Raw genomic sequence first — 18,950 nt, 5'->3', positions numbered from 1 at the left:
CTTCTATGGCTGCAAAGCGTCGGCGAGTACCTGGCCGGCGTCCCTGCCGTAGAAGACGACCTGGTTGCCGGACCAGCGGGGCGGAGCCCCCGACCTCAGGAAACCGTCGACGTTCATGAGCATGGGCCCCTCGACCACATTGTAGTTATTCGACAGGTTTCCTCCGGCACCGGTGCGGTACTGCCGTACGATGTCGGTCAGGTCCGGGCTGTTCCTGGTGAACGTCTTCGTGGGCATGGCGTTGAGTTTCGCGTTGGGCACCTTGAAGTGGAGAACTGCTCCGTCGCCTCCGAATCGGGGATTGCTGGCCCAATTCTGTGCCTGCTGCTGGGAACGGGTGGTGTAGAAGCCCTTGCCGAAGTCCATTCTTGAGCGGGTGGAGAAGTTCGGGTCCACGCCGTTGTTCCGGATGTTGTCCGCCGCCTGCCGGCTGGTCCCGTGGTACAGGTCCGTGTAACCGCCGCAGTTGTGCACCAGCACCGGCCGATCGGCTGCCACCACGTAGTAGGTGTGGTCGCCGTCGACGGTGAGGTCGTTCATCCATTTCAGGCCGGTCCAGACCCGGACCGCGGCGACCCGCTGGGTGGATTCGCCGTCCGGGCTGCGCAACCGGTCACCGGGGCGCAGGTCGGCGGCGTCGGTCCACCGGTCGGTGGTGGCGTTCCAGAACGGATGCTGCGCGGTCGTCTCGACGACCGTGCTCTCGCCGGTCGTGGTGTCGGTGACCGTGACATCGGTCAACTCCCGGTCGGCGTGACGGTGCAGCAGCCGCACCGGCCGGGTCGTGCTCTGCCCGGTGGCCGGGTCGGTGGCCAGCACCTCGTCACCGAGCTCGACCTCGCCGATCGGCCTGGTGGTGCCGTCGGCCATCCGTACCCGGGTGTCCGGCGCGAAACTGTGCCGCACACAGCTGGCCGCCCCGTCGGCCCGACTGCCACCAGCCCGGGCGGCGTCGTCGGCGCGGGCGGCGGCTTCCCGGGTCGACCGGTTGGTGCCGCGCGACACCGCCCGGGACGCGTCGTCGGCCTTGCGGCTGACCGCCCGGCTGAACGACCGGGCCCCGGCGGCGGCCTTCGCGCCGACCCGTGCGCCGGCCTTGCCGAGGCTCGTGCCGGCGACCTTCTTGATGCCGCTGGACGCGGCCTTGCTCAACGCCTTGCCGGCGACCGGGCCCATCATCGGCAGGGCGGCACCGAGACCACCGGCAAGACCGCCGATCACCGCGTCCTGCAGCAGATCCATGCCGGTCTTGCCCTGCATCCCGCCGGTGACCAGGGCACCGGTGATACCGCCGACCATGCCGCAGGCGACCACGCCGACACCGGTCCAGCCGATCGCGACCAGGCAGCCGGCCTCGACGACCATGCCGACGATCGCGCCGACGATCTCGGCCTTGTGTTCGACGATCCAGTCCCTGGCCGTACGGGCCCACTGGCCCACCTGTTCGGCGGCGGCTATCAGCGCCTCACCGGCCTTGATCAGATCCTGATAGTTCTGCTCCACCGTCTGCCTGATGACGTTGCCCGCCTCGACGAGCTGCTCCTGCGTCCACCTGGTGGCCGCCCCCAGGCCGTCGCCGACCCAGTCGGTGAAGTCTCCGAACCGGTCGCCGAACCAGTCTACGGCGCCGTGGTAGGCGTCCTCGATGTCTTCGTACCGGTCGCCGACCCAGTCGGTGAAGTCGTCCCACGACCTCGCGTACGGTTCTCCGACGTGGCCGGTGGGGTCGACCACCGTCAACGGGTTCCCGTCGCCGTACTGGTACCGGTTGGCCCGGACCGAGTCCGGCACCGGACCGACGGTCAGGCTGTCCCGGGCACCGAACTGTGCCGTCACCGGGTCGTACCAGCGGGCATGCATGTTGACCTGCCCGCTACGCACGTCGGTCCACTCCGACTGGTAGCCGAGGTCACCGAGCATGCCGCTGTCCGCGGTCACCTCACCCAACGGTGAGTACGTACGGCTGCCGGTCACCGTCGCCCCGGCCGGGTTCATCTGGGCGACCACGTCACCGTGCAGATCCGTCCACACCAACCGGCGCGTGGTGTTGTGCCGCGCCCCGACCACACCACCACCCGGGTCCCGGGTGAAGAACGCGTTGGAACTGTCCCGGGCGAGGTGGTTACCGAGACCGGTGTACTCCCAGCCGTCCCGAAACGCCCGACCCAACCCGTCGTAGTCGAACACCCGCGCGTTACCACCCGCCGGGGTGTGCTCGACCGCCTGGTCGAACGCGTCCGACACCGTCGTCGCCGCACCGGCCGCGCTGCGGGTGCCCCGCGCCGTGTACTGGTAGCCGACACCGGTACTGTCCGAGATCAGCCGGTTACGGGCGTCGTAGACGTAGTCGACATCACCGACCCCGGTCCGGTTCCCCGCCCTGTCGTAGCGGTAGCCGACGGTCGTGTTCCCGTCATCCCACGACGTCAACCGGTCCGCCAGGTCGTAGGTGTAGGTGTTGACCGTCGTGGACGAGCCACGGGTGACGGTCCTGCTGGTCTCGTTACCGTTGGCGTCCCAGCCGTACGTGATCGACGCGATCGTCGACCCACCCGACGACACCAGCCGGTCGCTGGTCAACCGGTGCAGATCGTCGTAGGCGAACACCCGCCGGTTCCCCGACGTCCCGAACGTCATCGACGACACCGCCGACATCTGGTCGTACGTGTAGCCGATGGCGGTGCCCATGTCGGCGTTATTCACCGACACAAGGCGGCCCGCACCGTCATACCCGTACTGCGTCGACCCCGCCGCGTCGTCGCGCGACTCCATCAACCCGTCCCCCGTATAGGTGAACGCCGCGTCCCCCGACGGACCCGTCACCGACAACGGCAACCCCCGGTCGTCGTACACGACCTGATTGGTTCCCCCCGGCGCGGAGAACTCCACCAGCCGACCCGCGGCGTCGTAGCCGTACGTCCGGTCCTTCGTCGTGGCCTCCGCACCGGAGCCGGACTGGCGGACCAGCCGGCCGGCGTCGTCGTAGACCAGGGTCCGCACCACCCCACCCGGCGCCCGCTGCGACACCGGCTGTCCGGCCACGTCGTACACCGTCGTGAACGTCCGGTCCGCCGCACTTGGGTACGCCGCCGTCGCCGGCTCGATCCGCGACTGCGGCAACCCCCACATGTTGTACGTCGACCGGAACGCCCGCCCCTCCCCATCGGTGAACCGGGTCGGATTCCCCGCCAGGTCGTAGCCGAACGACGACTCGATGACCGTGTCACCGTCCACCGGCTCCCGCTGCGTCCGCAGCAGGCCCGTCGCGTCGTAGCCGAACCGGGTCACGGTGCCCCGCGCGTCCGTCGCCGACACCACATTCCCCGCCAGGTCATACGACCAGGCCGCCGTCGCCAACGCCGCCCCACCGGACGCCCGGTGCGCCGCCGCCGACACCGGCCGCGACAACATGTCGTAACCCGTCGTCGTGTACGTACCGTCCGGATTGATTTCCTTCACCGGCCGACCCAGCCCGTCGTAGACGACACCGCGGGTCTGCCCCGCGCCGTCGACCACACCCGTCACCTCACCGGCCGCGTTGTACCCGTACCCGACCGTCACCCCCGCCGGCGACCGCACCGACGACAACCGACCCGCCGCGTCATAGCCCACCGTGCTGGTGTGCACCTGACCGGTCTGCCGCACCGCCTCACTCACACTCGTGACCCGACCCAGGAAGTCGTAACCACTACCGGCCACCGCACCCGTCGGATCCGTCGTCGCCAACAGGTTGCCCATCAGGTCGTAGCGCGCCGTCGTCGTGCCGTCATCCGGCGCCACCTGCCGCACCACCCGACCCAACTGGTCATAGTCGAACTCCGTGACCCGGCCCAGCGGATCCGTCTGCGACACCACCTGACCCAGGCTGTCGTACACCGCCGACGCCACCGGCGTCACCGACGACGACCCATCCGGCGGCGTGTACGCCGGCAACCGGACCTCCACCGGCCGACCCACCCGATCCACCCCGAACGTCGTCACCGCACCGTTCGGATCCGACTCCGCAACCACCTCACCGAACGTGTTGTAACCAACCCGCTCCACCGGCCGGGCCGTCACCACCGGACCGTCCAACTCACCCGACTCCGCCTGCACCTGCGGACCCGTCGTCACCACCGGACGGTCCGCCTCGTCGTACTCCACGAACGTCGCCTGACCCAACGGATCCACCACCGACGTCGCCAGACCCGCCTCATCAACCACATAACTGGTCCGCGACACCCCCGCGTCCGCCACCGGCACCGTGCCCGCCATCACCCCGGCAACCCAGCCGGCGTCGTCCGGCACCCCCTGGTACACCTGCAGATCAGAGATCGCCCCCTCGAGGCCCGAGCCGATCCGCACCCCGCCAGCCGCCACGCTGTGGAAGCTGCTGCCGGTGAAGTCGTCGACCTTCTCGCCGTCGAGGAACACAATCCACCGGCCGGCCTGCGGGTCCACGCCCACCGCCAGGTGCTGCCACTTGCCCGCCTGTGTCGAGCCCTGCCCGAAGGTGCGGCGGCGTTGTAGTACGCCGCCGCCTTTGAACACGAGTTGCTCGTTCGTCAGCGCCCGCCATGCGTCGTCGGTGTGGTCGTAGTTGAGCGCGAACGCCGGTGCGCCCCACCCGGACACGCTCGTCCGGGCGCGGCCGGGCATCGCCAGCACCGAGCCGGGCGCTCGCAGGTCGTCCAACCGCACCCAGACGGCGACCGTGTACGGCCGGGTGGTGTCCACCACCGGCGCATCGGTCGTGATCAACGACGACGAACCATCGAACGACGCGACCCGACCCCGCTCGGCATCCGACGCCCAGACCACGTCCGTGGCCGTACCCGGACTGTTCCCCGCCGAGTCGACCGCCGTCGTCCCACCCGCCTCGTCCAACCGCCACCGCGCCACCGGCGTCACCATCCGGTCCGCCGACAGGTAGCCCGTCTGCGACACCGGCCGGCCCACCACGTCATACGCATAATCGACGACCGACAACGCCTCCCCGGCAGCGCCCCGGTCCACCCGCGACAACACCCGGTCGGCCGGCGACAGCGTCACCTCGGTCACCCGCTCCAGGCCGCCCGGATCCAGCACGCTGCGCACCTGCCGGCCCGCCGCGTCGAACTCGTACGCCGTCACCGTGGCACCGTTGCCGGTGACCTGCTCGACCAGGTTCCCCGCCTCGTCGTAACCGTTGCCCTCCAGCAGGAACGAACTGTCCCCGTCGGAGCGGGTCACCGTCGCGGTCCGCCCGTCATCGGTGTACGTGTACCGCGTCACATAGCCCATCGCGTCCGTGGTCGACGCCAACCGACCCGCCGGGTCGTACACGTTCGACTCCACCACCAGATCCACCGGATCCGTCGGATCATTCGGATCCCCGGTGAACCCCTTCACCGTCCGCGACAACACATTGCCGTTGACGTCCACCTCGTAGGCGTTCACCACCCCGTCCGGATCGGTCTGCTCCACCAGGTGCCCGTACACGTCATAGCCGTAGCCGGTCACCGCGCCCTCGGCGTCCACCGACGCCGACCGACGACCATGCCCGTCGTACGACCAGGTACTGACCCGGGCCACATCCCCACCCGACGCGTCGCTGACCTGCTCCTCCACCAGGAACCCGTCCACGCTGTACGAGTAACGCGTCACCGCCCGATGCACCGCACCCGACACCCGGTCCGTCACCGCCGGACCCGTCCGCGTGACCACCCGACCCACCGAGTCGTACGTGTACGACGTCGTCCGCCCCTGCGGGTACGACGACGTCACCACCGTCTCCGTCAACGTCCGACCCAACCGGTCGTACGTGAACGTCGTCTCCGCCCCCGCCGCGTCCGACACCGTCGCCACGTCACCCGCCGAGGTGTACGTGACTGCCATCCACCCCTTCGACGGATCCAACACATTCCACGGCAGACCGGCCGGGGCGTACCCGCCGTCGACCGCAGGCACATCCGTTCCGTCGGTGTATTCGATCTCCGTCTCCCGGCCGAGCGGGTCCGTCACACTGCGCAGGTTGCCGGAGTTGTCATATATGTACGTCGTCAGGTAGGTATCGTCCTGGGCGCTCTGCGAGCCCGGCCCCCGCACGTGGGTCAGCCGGTCGCTCTTCGGGTGCGTCGGGTCGCTGCTGTACAAGGTGTAGGTGTAGTAGCTGCTGGAGCACTTGTCGGCGGCCTGGTCCTGGCAGGTCACCTCCTGGATGGTGTTGCCGCGCTCGTCCTGCACCGACCGGGTGACGATCCCGTTCGGGTCGTACACCAGACTCGTGAACCCACCCGTGTCATAGCCGTACAACGTCGTCTGACCCAACGCGTCGATCTGCGACACCTTCCGCCCCGACACCAGGTCGTACGAGTACGACACCTCGTTGCCGCCCGGGTCGGTCACCGACACGATCTTCACCGGGTTCGAGACCGTCGTCGTCTGCACGTGCTCCGCCGCCTCGTCGACCTGCACCGCACCCGGCGGCAACACCTCAACCGGCAACCCACCCGCCGCCGTCTCCGACAACCGGGCTTCGGCAGCTCCGTCACCAGCCGCGGTCACCACCAACGGCACCGCCCGACCCACCGACTGGTAGTGCGACGCCACCTCGTCCGCGCTCAACGTCCGGTCGTAGAGCGCGACCTCCGCCAACGAACCCTCGTAGTACGCCGTCGAGTCCGAGGGCAGCCCCGACCAACCGTTGCCCGTGTACCCCGCACCCAGATACCCGTGGCTGAGCCTCTCGACCCCGCCGGCCAGGGCGCCGGTGCTGGACTGCACCCGCACCCCGTCCAGGTACAACGCCTGGACGGTGTCGTCGCCGGCGGCGGTCTTGGTCAGCACCGCGTGGTGCCACTTGCCGTCGTTGACCGGCGCCGCCGACACCAACGCCAACGCCCACCACTGATTGGCCTGGTCGTTGCAGTTGCGGATCGCCAACTGGGTACCGTCCGTGGCCGACGAGCCGGGCACCTCCAGGCACCGGCCCGCCCCCGAGTTGCGCCAACCGTTCCCGGACGTTCCCCACTTCTGGTTCGCGCTGCTCGAACAGGTCTGCGCCTGGACCGGGGTGCCGTTGCCGGTCGCCTGACCTGCCAGGCCCAGACACTTGTCACCCCGACGCAGCTGCCGACTGCTGCCGACGTAGCGCCAGCTCTGCGCGTTCGCACCGTCGCAGGTGCTCAGTTGCACCTTCGTGCCGTCGGCCGCCAACTCGGCGCACTTGCCGGCGAGCCCCGACGTCAACGGCCCGGTCGGATCCACCGACGCCGACAACCCCCGCAACCGGCCGTCGGAGTCGATCCACAACACCGGCGACCCCACCGACAGCGTCCCGTCCACCGCCGCGTCCTGCGCCCCCGCCAGCACATCGCCGGTACCAGTGGTCCTGAACCACAGCTCCTGGGACCGCGTCCCGGCCGGCGCCAGCCGCTCCCCCGGCACCGACACCAGCGACGATGACCCGTCGAACGACACCGCCGTGCCGTCCGCGAACGGACCCGCCGCTCCCAACGTCACCGAACTGAACGTCGCTGTGGTCTGCCAGGTCTCGTTGACCGCTTGAACACCGGCCGCGTCCCGCAACCGCCAGTAGTCCGTCGGCGCGGACCCCAGCACCGCCGCCGCGTACACCCCGCTCGTCCCCGCCACCCGCGGCGTCCCCAACGCCCAGGTCCCACCGTTGCTGTCGGTCACCGATGCCAGCTTCCCGGTCACCGAATCCATCGACAGCGACGCCAGTACCCGACCTTCCTGGCTGGTCACCTTCGACAACTGCCGGCTCTGACCCCGCGCCGTCGCGTTGATCTCAGTGACCTCGGCCGAGGTCAGCGTCCGGTCGAAGAACGCCACATCGGCGATATGCCCGTCGAAGAAGTTCGCATGCCCGTGGTAATTCGGCGAACCATGATGCGGCTGGTCCGGCCAGTTCCCCCCGACGAACCCCGCACCCACGTACTCATGCGCCGACCCACCCACGTCGAACATCTCGATCAGGCCGGTGCGGCCCGCGTGCCGGATCCCGTCCACATACAGCGACTGACTCGAGCCGGCCCCGGCCAGCACGACGTGATGCCACTGCCCGTCGTCCACCCGACCGGACGACTGCATCGTCGTCGAGTTGCCGTCATAGAACTTCGCGTGCAACTTCCCACTCGACCCGACATAGATCGACGGCGTGTAGTTCCTCGACGTCGTCCCGTCCGAAATCGGATCATGCTGGTACGAGAACAACACCCCCGCCCGGGACGCCGTCCCCGTCCGGAACCACAGACTGACCGACTGGTACGCGCTGTCGTTGACCAGCCCGCTGGGCAGCCGCACCCGCGACGACGTGCCGTTGAAGGCGGTCGACGTCGACGTCGATCCCGGCCACACCCCCGGTGTCGGGCCCGGCGTCGTACCCTCGTAGAACGCCACGTCGGTGCCGCCGTTGTCCAGCACGCTGCTGGCCGCCAGGGTCGATCCGGAAGGTTCGTTCAACCGCCAGAACGACGACGGCGCATGATTCAGCACCGCGTTCGCCCCCTGGTTGGCGCTGTTATCCCAGGTGTACGTGGTACACGACGCCGTCGGCGGACACACCTTCGTCAGGCGGTCATAGCTGCCGTACGTGTACTGCCACACGTACCCACCGCCACCGGCGGTCGGCGCGTCCGTCGTCACCTTCGTCACATGCGACCCGACCGACGGGCTGGTGGTGCCCGCCCAGGTCAGCGTCAACGACCGCCCCGACGCGCTGGTCAACTTCGACACCAGCCCACTGCCGTTGTACGTCAACGTCAAGGTCTGGTCGTTGGCGTCCGTCACCGACGTGACCTTGAACGCGCCACCCCCGGCCGCGCGCAAGAACACGTACGTCGTCCCGTGCTTGACGGTCAACCGGTACCCGGTCACCGACGAACCGGACTTCACCGCGGTCAACACCTCGTACCGCCCCGGCGGCGCCACGAACGACCCGTCCGACCCCGGCCCGAACACCGCCTCCGACCCGTCCGGATACCGCACCACCACACCCAGCACCGCACCCGCCGAGTTGGTCCGCTCGGTCACCCGCGCGTCCAACAGACTCGACCAGCCCTGCCCGAACGCCCCCGACCGCCGGGTGTCCAGAGTGTTGTACGACCGGGTGATCTCCAGCGCCGGCCCCACCCCCGTCACCCGCGCGTCCGTCACCGCCGACGTGTAGTTGCCGATCTCCGGGTGATAGCCCACCCCCGGGTTCTGCACCAACCGCGACCCCAACGCCGGCTGCGGCATCCTCGTGTAGAACACGTACTTCGGATAGCGCGCGCCGTAGACAGCCCCGTCGAACGGCTGCACCGCCCACGAGTACTGCTTGTTCGTCTCCAACAACCCGACCGGGACGTCGTAGTACGACTTGGTGCCCTCGTTGACGTGGATGAGGGTCCCGGCGTTGTCGTAGATCCAGACCTTGTAGCGCACGGTGCCGGACTCGTCGAAATCGCGACCCCGCACATACAACCGGGGTGTCAACGTCGACACCACCGCACCGTGGGCCGGTGCCCGCTGGTCCACCTGCGGCGGCAGATTGTTCGACAAGGTCAGCTGCAACCGCGGCGCGTAGTCACCGCCGGCATAGTTCGCCGAGGCGAACAGGGCCGCCGCCGCCGCAGACAAGTCCTCCTCGTCCAACAGCGCCAGACCAAGATTCGGCTGACCGATCGCCCAGCCCGAGATCAGGTCCCGGACATCGACCTCGACCCACTGGCCGACGGACGGATTCGCGTTCGGGTTCTCACACGCCCGCCCGTTGTCGGTGTAGTACCTGTAGTGGTTCGGTCCCAGATCGATCTTCGGGCCCGGATGGGCGGCGGTCCGCAGATCCCCGACCGTCCACTCCTCCTCGACCAGCCCGACCTTGACCCGCTGGACGTCACACCTCGCCCGGTAGTTCAGGTACAGCCGCAGGTTCGCCGAGGAGATGAACCAGCCCGCCTTCGCAAACTCCGCTGGGATGGTGAACTTGAGAAACGTCCGGGACAGGACGCCGTCCCGGTTGCCGATCGCGAGACGGTCACCGTTCTGCACGGCCGGGCCGGTGTCCGGATCGGTGTCGACGAACACGTCCCCACTCGTCGAGATCAGCGCGCCCACGTCCGCCCGCGCCGGGAACACCCGCGCCGGATCCGTCAACCACTCCCGGTCGGCCACCAGCTTCAGAGCCGGGGCACCGTCGACCTCGATCAGCTCCATCGCGACCGCCGCCGACCGCGCCGGCAACCCCGTCTCCGGGTCGACCGACGAATCCTGCATGACCGCTGGCGGGATCGACCCCACCACCGAACCGGCGCCGTCGACCACTTCGACCGACCCACCCTCACCGGCCCGGACCGACACCCCGTCCAGCGTCAGCGGAAACACCCACTCCGACCCGGCCTCGCGCGACGCCAGCACCAGCCCCTGCTGCACCCCGTCCGGCCGCGCCACCACCTCCAGGTCGGTGTCCGCGAACACCTCCGGGTACGTGGCCGTCCTGCCGTCGACCGCCGGCACCACCGCCGCCGCACCAGCCAGACCCCAGCCCACCGACCCATCATCGGGCAGCGACAACTCCACCAACGACTCACCGGCAGCAGCGCCCGCCAGCGACACCCCCAGCGAGTTCTCCCGCACCACCCACCGGTCACCCCGACGCACCAACGTCGAGTCCACCGGCCGCCACGAACCATCCGCCGCCTCGTAGTTGACCTGCCCCGTACTCAACTCCGCCGTCGTCGAACCATCCGTGTTGGCGTACACATCGGCATTCGGCCCCGACGCCACCGCGTCCCGCACACTCGTCTGCGGATCGAACCGGCCCACCGTCACCGGCGTCACCGACTCGCCCACCACCGGCTCCCCGGCGTACCCCGACAGACCGTTCACCAACCGCTGCGCCGAACCCGCCCCACCCGACGCCCGCGTCGCCGCCGACCCCACGTACCCACCCGCACCCGCACCGTCACCGACCCGCGCCGCCGGCAACTCCACCGCCGGCCCACCCCACGGCAACCACCCCGACCGACCGGTGAACCACGACGACAACCACCCCACCGGGAACTCACCGTCCGCCGGCACCGCACCCGGCGGCACCGACGACGACAACCCCACCAGCGCCGCGACCACCACAGCGACCCCACCGGCCCACCGCCGCCACCGAACGAACGTCCCCGCTGTCCTCAAGCGACGCCGACGGTGAACAGCACGACTCGCAGACATCAGCGGCTACCTCTTCCCACCTCGATACATTCGGTCGCACAGCGGTCGACCGTCAGGAATCATCTACGGAGGACGATGCCGGAACTTGAGGGAATGCTGAGGATCGCCTGGGGGTTCGCTTTCAGAAGTTCTGAGGAAACGTCTCCGGCTCTTGATCGCCAGGGCATGACCTGGACCTGCTGCGCTCGCGATCGGCTCCGGAACCGCCGCGCCGGGATGCCCGGGAGGGCATGATGGCCGGGTGCGGTTCACTTCCGACGTGCCCGGCGGGCACGAGCTCACCTACAACGACGTCTTCCTGGTGCCCAACCGTTCCGACGTGGCGTCCCGCCTCGATGTCGACCTGGCCACCACGGACGGCACCGGCACCACCGTCCCGATCGTCGCCGCCAACATGACCGCGGTGGCCGGCCGGCGGATGGCCGAGACCGTCGCCCGGCGGGGCGGCCTGGCGGTGATCCCGCAGGACATCCCGATCGAGGTGATCGCCGAGGTGGTCGCCTGGGTCAAGCGGCGGCACCTGGTGCACGACACGGCGTTGACCCTGGCTCCCACCGACACCGTCGGCGACGCGATCCATCTGCTGCCCAAGCGGTCCCACGGCGCGGTGATCGTGGTCGAGGCCGGGCGTCCGGTCGGCATCGTCACCGAGTCCGACTGCGCCGGCGTCGACCGCTTCGCCCAACTGCGGGACGTGATGTCCCGCGAGCCGCTGACCGTGCCGGAGACCACCGACCCGCGTACCGGATTCGACCTGATGGCGCAGGGCCGACGGCGGGCCGCGCCGGTGGTCGACGACGCCGGCCGGCTGGTCGGGGTGCTGACCCGGGCCGGCGCGCTGCGCGCCACCCTGTACCGGCCGGCAGTCGACGCCGCCGGCCGGTTGCGGGTGGCCGCCGCCGTGGGCATCAACGGCGACGTCACCGGCAAGGCCACCGCGCTGCTCTCCGCCGGGGTGGACACCATCGTGGTGGACACCGCGCACGGCCATCAGGAACGGATGCTGGCCGCGGTCCGCGCGGTGCGCAAACTGGACCCGACAGTGCCGGTGGTGGCCGGCAACGTGGTCACCGCCACCGGGGTCGACGACCTGATCGACGCCGGTGCCGACATCGTCAAGGTCGGTGTCGGGCCGGGCGCGATGTGCACCACCCGGATGATGACCGGGGTCGGCCGTCCGCAATTTTCCGCCGTGCTGGAATGCGCGTCGGCGGCCCGCCGACGCGGGCGGCACGTCTGGGCCGACGGCGGGGTGCGCCACCCCCGCGACGTGGCGCTCGCCCTAGCCGCCGGAGCGGCCAACGTGATGATCGGGTCCTGGTTCGCCGGCACCTACGAGTCGCCCGGCGACATCTACACCGACCCGGACGGCCGACGCTACAAGGAAAGCTTCGGCATGGCGTCCGCCCGGGCGGTCAGCGCCCGCACCGCCGACGACAGCCCGTTCGAGCGGGCCCGCAAGGCGGTCTTCGAAGAAGGGATCTCGTCGGCGCGGATGTTCCTCGACCCGGCCCGACCCGGCGTCGAGGACCTGATCGACGAGATCGTCGCCGGGGTACGCAGTGCCTGCACCTACGTCGGGGCCGCGACCCTGGCCGAGTTCCACGACCGGGCGGTCGTCGGGTTGCAGAGCACCGCCGGCTACACCGAAGGCTTGCCGGTGGCCGGCAGCTGGTGAGCGAAGCCCGGTCGGTGCGCGAAGTCCAGTCGGTCGGTGCGCGAGGTCGCGGTTCAGCGCAGCCGGGTGATCGCCACCTCGACGCCCTGGCCGGTGTTCGCCGGGCCGGCGTACACCCCTTTGAGTGGTGGCACGTCGCCGTACTCCCGGCCCCGGCCGACCGCCACGTGCCGTTCGCCGACCGGGATCCCGTTGGTCGGGTCGAACGCCGTCCACCGGCCGGCCCACCACTCCACCCAGGCGTGGCTCTGCCCGTCGAGCAGGTCCCCCGGCGGCAGGGTCTCCACCGTGGAGAGCACTCCCACATCTCCGACGAGATCGTCTCCCGGGCGCCACGGGCGTTCTCCCGGGCGGCGGCCAGTGACCCGACGACCGAACTGGCGCTGCGTCCGTCGAGGCCGAGCAGCCCGACGAGCCGCGCCGATGACACCGGCTGGTCGTCGACGTCGACGCCCATCACGCCGAGCAGCGACCGGCAGGCGGTCTCCTCGGCCACCCACGGATCAGAGATGATCCGGTGCAGGTGTACGTCGAGGGTGCGTGAGGTGTCCTTGGATCCACCGCCCTGGCTGGAGTTGACCACCACGCCACCCGGGTCAGGCCGCCGGGCAGTACCCAGACCCGGTCGCCGTCGTTGACCGCGAACGGGCGCAGGTCGACGTGCCGGGCCCGCAGCCGGTTGCCGATCAGCGTCGGCACCATCGACAGGGCCACCTCGCGCTGGGCGATCCAGCCACGGGGGTCGATCAGGATCCGCTCCCGGACCTGAGCCAGCTGCTCGTCACTGGCCTGGGAACCGATCACGATGCCGGCGCCGCCGGAGCCGTCGACCGGCTTGAGCACCAGCTGATCGAGCCGGTCGAGGACGTGGTCGAGCACGTCCGGGCCGTCGTCGAGGCGGTACGTCTCGACGTTCGGCAGGATCGGTTCCTCGGCCAGGTAGTAGCGGATCAGCTCCGGCACGTACGTGTAGAGCAGCTTGTCGTCGGCGACACCGTTGCCGACCGCGTTGGCGATGGTGACCCGGCCGGCACGGGCCGCGTTGAGCAGCCCGGCGACGCCGAGCACCGAGTCGGCCCGGAAGTGCACCGGGTCGAGGAAGTCGTCGTCGATCCGCCGGTAGATCACATCGACCCGCTGCTTACCGCCGGTGGTGCGCATCGCCACCTCGTTGCCGACGCAGACCAGGTCGCGCCCTTCGACCAGCTCGACGCCCATCTCCCGGGCCAGCAGCGCGTGCTCGAAGTAGGCCGAGTTGTGCACCCCGGGGGTGAGCACCACCACCGTCGGGTCGACGACGCCCGCCGGCGCGGCGGCCCGCAGCGCCCGCAGCAGTTGCGCCGGATAGGACTCCACCGGCTGGATCCGGGTCGAGGCGAAGACCTCCGGCAGTACGTGGGCCATCGCCCGCCGGTTCTCCATCACGTAACTGACCCCGGACGGCACCCGTACGTTGTCCTCCAAGACCCGGAAGGTGCCCTGCTCGTCGCGGATCAGGTCGACTCCGGCGACATGGATGCGCACCCCGTTGTGCGGCATGATGCCGGCCGCCTCGCGGTGGAAGTGGGCGCTGGTCACCACCAGCCGGCGGGGTACCACGCCGTCGGCAAGCACCCGGGCCGGACCGTGGATGTCGGCGAGGAACGCCTCCAACGCGCGTACCCGCTGAGCGCGAAGGTGATGCCCTGGTCGAGAAAGGCCCGGGCGAGGACGTCGGCGCGTACCTCCAGCTCGGCGCTGGACGGGGGCTGCAGAGTGGCGTGCAGGGCCTCGTAGGTCTGTCGCGGCATGCCCGGCTCGCCGAACATCTCGTCCCAGCCGGGGCCGAGGTGGTAGTCCTCGAACAGATCGGCCATCGGCCAGCCCCGCCCTTCATCCGACGACTGCGGTCTGCTCCCTGTCCCCGATGGTTATCACACCTGCCTGCATCACACCACGGAGCGCGGCCGCCTGCATCTTCACGGTTCCCGCACGGTACGCGTTGCTCGTTGCGTACGAGTAACGCGACCGGACGTGTCCGTCGCGCCGGTCAGCGCGACCGGTAGGCATCGCCACGATGCTCGACGGCGGTGACCGTGACCACGTACCGCTCATCATCGATCTCGTAGAGGACCCGGTAGGCGCCGCGTCGGGCCGACCAGGTCCCTTCGTAGGGCGGGAGCATCAGCGGTTCACCGAGCCGGTGTGGGTTGTTGATCAACACAGTGGTGACGAACTCGTAGACGGCTGTCGCGACCTTCTCCGGCAGCCGCCCGGCAAGGGCACGGGCCGCCGGTCCGGCGATACGGATCTGATAGGGCCGCTGGTCCGAGGGCTGACTCACTGGTCACGAGATGACGGAGCCCGGCTGGCCATCAGCGCGGCCACCTGGCTGGCATCCAGTACGTCACCGGCCGCGATGGCCGCCCGGGACTCGGCGAGCTGGCGCATGGCCTCCGGGCTGGAAAGTACGTCCAGAGTCTCCTCCAGCGCGGCGAGATCGTCCGGAGAGATGAGAACCGCGACCGGGCGTCCATGGCGCGTAATCTCGATGCGCTCGTGGGTACGTTCGACTTCCTCGATCAGCTCCGACAGCCTGTTGCGGGCATCAGTGAACGGCATGATCGCCATGTCGTCAGCCTAGCAGAACTGGCGCGAATTCTGTACAGTTTCCGACCTCTCCAGGGGGCGACGAACTACGCAGCGTCACCTCGCTGGGTCGAGTTGTCCGACCGAGCCTGATGCCACAGGTGCATCTTGATGCACCTGTGGCATCAGGCATAAAAACACCATGGGTCTGGCGGCACCGAAAGGTCCGGCAGCCCCGTCGCAGTCGATCAGATCGTGCGCTGCGGCTCAGATCGACCGTCGGATGCGGCGGTACTCGGCGGCGGCCAGCGTCATGCGCTTGCACCGCGCCGGCCGCCGCTTCGTCGAGGTCCCGGTCGGTGACCGGCCCGTCGTCCATCGCGGTCACCGCCCCACCCCGCCGGTCACGACAGGTAGTACCGGCCGCCGTTGCCGCCCCGCCGGTCGGCCCGGTGGGCACGGGGGAACCCGGCCAGACCGCCGCCGATCTGGGGCCCGGCCCCGCGGATCCCACGCGAGGGCATTCGCGGGGTACCGAGCAGGACCGGGCCGTACGGGCCGCACGCCCTGCGGCGCTCCAGCGCAGCTACACGACCCGCACGTAGAGTGCCGGCCACGACGCGTGGCGGTCTACCGATCGCACCGTTACGCGGACGGTGCGGACAGAGCGCGGACACCTGCGGACGCCCTGGCGGCGAGGCGGTCGTCCCCTGTGGTGGCCGCTACCGAGGCAGCCTCGGTGTACGCCTGCTCCGCCGCTCGACGGTCGCCGATGTGTGCGTGGGCATCGCCGAGGTCACACAGGTGTGCGCCGGACCAACCGGGCCGCCGCCGGTCCGGCGCGAGGCCGGTGGCAAGCAGTTCGACGGCCTTCTCGGCGTAGCCCGGATGGCCGGCGTCGGCGAGGTGCAGGAGGACGACGCCCTTCTGTACCAGGAAGAACGCGCCGGTATGAAAGTAGTTCCAGGGCGGCACCGGACGCTCGAACTGCCGGGTAGCGTGCTCGGCGGACCGGTCCAGGACGCCGAGCACTGCGCTGGGCCGATGCCCGCAGGAGGCCATACCGCGCGCCTCCTGACCGGCACTGTACGCCAGCTGGCCAGGGTGGACACCCGGCTGGCGCTGCGCGGCCTGCGACAGCGAGATCATCGCGCCAACCTGGCCCTGATGCTCGGCGGCGTAGCCACGGAAGCTCAGGATCGTGGCGGCGAGGTCGGTGTCTCCGGTCTCGGCGGTCCACGCGAGCCCGGCAGCCCACGTCCGCTCAGCTCCGGCGGCGTCGCCCACTGCTGCGTACAACCAGCCAACGAACTGCGCCCACTGCCCCGCGACGTCGACCAGGGCGCGCCGGTTCGCGTCGGCGGCGTCGCGGACGAGGCCCGTGATGACGTCGAGCTGCATCGCGGCCGCCGGGAGCACCGAGCCCGAGCCGACCGCGTCGTCCAGTCGCCGCTGGGCCGCGAGCAGATCGGCGAGTGCCGCAGTTCCGCCTGCGCTGATCTGGTTGGTGCGGCTCGCGTGGTGCAGCCGGGCGACCTGGTCGCCGTCGAGCACCGTGGCCGGTGTGTGGATCATCGCGGTGAGCCGCCCTCCGGCCTTGAGCGCGTCGTCGAGACGCGCAAGCAGCTCGGGCGGTGGCTTTCGGCGGCTCTGCTCGATGTCGTGCAAATGTGACCGGCTGGAGTAGACGATCCGGGCGAGGTCACGTAGTGACAGGCCTGCCTGCTCCCGTAGCGCCCGCAGTGTCGCGGGTAGACGCGGGTCGACGACGCGCACAGAGTCCCTCCCACACGGATGTTGACGGCTGGCCACTGCACCGGCCAGCGCCCTCATCGCGACGGTACGCCGGACCGGCCACCACGGCTATGCTGCTCGGCAGGGGTCGGCCTGCACATCGGCCCCCCCGGCGTATCGCCACGCGACGCGGGCTCGCCCTCGCCAGTTCGACCAGCACCGCGAGGCGGAGGCGGGCTGCCGGCACGGGACCTGCCGGCAGCCCGGGCGTCGTCCGCGACCACCGGGAACGGGGGATCCGGGGGTAGCAGATGTTGCCGTGTCAACCGTACGCCTTCCTGGCCGATCCGCGCCGCCCCCGAAAGTTCCTAGTCAATCACTCTTCGTCATGCCACATGAGCTGACGTGCGGCTTCGGCGACTGATCCGGACAACGAAGGATAAATTGTGATTGTGTGCGCCAACTGGCTCACCGTCATATGGTTCTCCACCGCGACGGTGATCGGCATGATCAGCTCGCTGGCCTTGGGGGCCACCACCACCCCGCCGATGATCTGCCCGCTGGCCGGGCGGCAGAACAGCTTGACAAAGCCGTCCCGCAGGTCGGCCATCTTCGCCCGGGCGTTGCCGGCCAGCGGCAGCATCACCTGCCGGGCCTGCACCCGCCCGTCGTCCACCTCATCCTGGGACACTCCGACGGTGGCCAACTCCGGATCGGTGAAGACGTTCGCCGCGACGGTACGCAGCCGCAGCGGCACCACCGCCTCGCCCAGCGCGTGCCACATCGCGATCCGGCCCTGCATCGCCGCGACGCTGGCCAGCGGCAGTACCCCGGTGCAGTCGCCGGCGGCGTAGATGCCCGGCACGTTGGTACGCGACACCCGGTCCACCGGCACATGCCCGCTGTCCGCGACCGTCACCCCGTACTCGGCGAGCCCCAGGTCCGCCGTGTTCGGCACCGAGCCGACCGCGATCAGCGCGTGCGAGGCGGTCACCGTACGGCCGTCGCTGAGCCGTACCTCGACCCCGTCTCCGACCCGGGTGACCGCGTCGGCGCGCGAGTTGTTCAGAATCGTCATGCCCCGGGTCCGGAACACCTGCTCGATCGCCATCGCCGCGTCGGCGTCCTCGTGCGGCATCACCCGGTCCCGGCTGGAGACGAGGGTCACCGGCACCCCCATCGCCAGGTACGCGCTGGCGAATTCGGCACCGGTCACGCCGGAGCCGACCACCACCAGGTGCTCCGGCAGCGCCGGCAGGTCGTACACCTGCCGCCAGGTCAGGATGCGTTCGCCGTCGGGCACGGCGGTGGGCAGCTGCCGGGGCGTGGCGCCGGTGGCGACCAGTACGGTCGACGCCTCGATCGGGTACTCAGCGTCACCGTAGTCGGGCCTGACGAGCACCCGGTGGGTGTGACCGAGCGTGTCCTCACCGAGCCGGGCGGTGCCGGCGACGAATGTCACACCAGCTTTGACGAGTTTGCTGTGCACGTCGGCCGACTGGGCCAGCGCGAGCCGCTTCACCCGGGCGTGCACTGCGGTCGCGTCGACGGTGACCGCCTCCAGCCCATCGGAGTCGATGCCGAACTCCTCGGTGTCCCGGTACCCGGTGACCACCTCTGAGCTTGCGATGAAGGTCTTGGACGGGACGCAGTCGGACAGCACGCAGGCGCCACCGGCCCCGTCCGCCTCGACCACCGTGACGTCGGCCCGCAGCTGTGCCGCGACCAACGCCGCCTCGTAGCCGGCCGGGCCACCGCCGATTATCACTATCCGCTTCAAAACGAC

The 18,950-nt window shown here is 69.9% G+C and carries 9 protein-coding genes and 1 pseudogene; 1 reads left to right on the top strand and 9 read right to left on the bottom strand.

The features are described from left to right. Positions 1–3: 3 nt before the first annotated feature. The gene (locus O7610_RS27800) at positions 4–11,094 is read right to left on the bottom strand and encodes a LamG-like jellyroll fold domain-containing protein (protein WP_289212225.1); all 11,091 of its coding nucleotides are present in this window, start codon (positions 11,092–11,094) and stop codon (positions 4–6) included. A 331-nt stretch (positions 11,095–11,425) separates the two neighbouring features. On the opposite strand from O7610_RS27800, the gene O7610_RS27795 reads away from it, so the two are divergent. After that, the gene (locus tag O7610_RS27795; RefSeq protein WP_281553312.1) at positions 11,426–12,862 is read left to right on the top strand and encodes a GuaB1 family IMP dehydrogenase-related protein; all 1,437 of its coding nucleotides are present in this window, start codon (positions 11,426–11,428) and stop codon (positions 12,860–12,862) included. 53 nt (positions 12,863–12,915) lie between these two features. On the opposite strand, the gene O7610_RS27790 is transcribed toward O7610_RS27795, so the two are convergent. The 8 genes and pseudogenes from O7610_RS27790 to O7610_RS27755 all read right to left on the bottom strand — a co-directional run bounded on the left by O7610_RS27790 (position 12,916) and on the right by O7610_RS27755 (position 18,944). Then, positions 12,916–13,167, bottom strand: a complete 252-nt coding sequence (locus O7610_RS27790) for a transglutaminase family protein (protein WP_289212224.1) — start codon at positions 13,165–13,167, stop codon at positions 12,916–12,918. Positions 13,168–13,214: 47 nt separating this feature from the next. After that, positions 13,215–13,358: pseudogene (locus O7610_RS27785) on the bottom strand (alpha-E domain-containing protein); the annotation flags it as partial. Continuing rightward, a complete protein-coding gene (locus O7610_RS27780; protein WP_289212223.1) occupies positions 13,319–14,515 on the bottom strand; it encodes a circularly permuted type 2 ATP-grasp protein in 1,197 nt (398 codons plus the stop codon). The pseudogene O7610_RS27785 and the gene O7610_RS27780, both read right to left, overlap by 40 nt. Further along, positions 14,437–14,718 (bottom strand): hypothetical protein, encoded by a 282-nt coding sequence (locus O7610_RS27775; RefSeq protein ID WP_289212222.1) that lies wholly within the window; start codon positions 14,716–14,718, stop codon positions 14,437–14,439. Before O7610_RS27775 ends, O7610_RS27780 begins: the two co-directional genes overlap by 79 nt. A 173-nt stretch (positions 14,719–14,891) precedes the next feature. After that, a complete protein-coding gene (locus O7610_RS27770; RefSeq protein WP_281553308.1) occupies positions 14,892–15,185 on the bottom strand; it encodes a type II toxin-antitoxin system RelE family toxin in 294 nt (97 codons plus the stop codon). Then, a complete protein-coding gene (locus O7610_RS27765) occupies positions 15,182–15,472 on the bottom strand; it encodes a type II toxin-antitoxin system Phd/YefM family antitoxin (protein ID WP_281553307.1) in 291 nt (96 codons plus the stop codon). The genes O7610_RS27770 and O7610_RS27765 overlap by 4 nt, the downstream gene beginning before the upstream one ends. Positions 15,473–16,075: 603 nt before the next feature. Next, positions 16,076–17,206: a helix-turn-helix domain-containing protein gene (locus O7610_RS27760; RefSeq protein ID WP_289212221.1), complete on the bottom strand. Its 1,131-nt coding sequence runs from the start codon at positions 17,204–17,206 to the stop codon at positions 16,076–16,078. 334 nt (positions 17,207–17,540) lie between these two features. After that, a complete protein-coding gene (locus tag O7610_RS27755; RefSeq protein WP_289212220.1) occupies positions 17,541–18,944 on the bottom strand; it encodes an NAD(P)H-quinone dehydrogenase in 1,404 nt (467 codons plus the stop codon). Positions 18,945–18,950: the final 6 nt, after the last annotated feature.

Source organism: Solwaraspora sp. WMMA2065, from assembly GCF_030345075.1.
Classification (GTDB): domain Bacteria; phylum Actinomycetota; class Actinomycetes; order Mycobacteriales; family Micromonosporaceae; genus Micromonospora_E.
Note: the sequence above shows the minus strand (reverse complement) of the source record. Positions and strands in the feature narration are given on the sequence as shown.

Coding starts and splice junctions, on each gene's coding strand:
- O7610_RS27765 (WP_281553307.1), bottom strand. CDS start 15,472: ATGGCGATCATGCCGTTCACTGATGCCCGCAACAGGCTGTCGGAGCTG.
- O7610_RS27775 (WP_289212222.1), bottom strand. CDS start 14,718: ATGGCCGATCTGTTCGAGGACTACCACCTCGGCCCCGGCTGGGACGAG.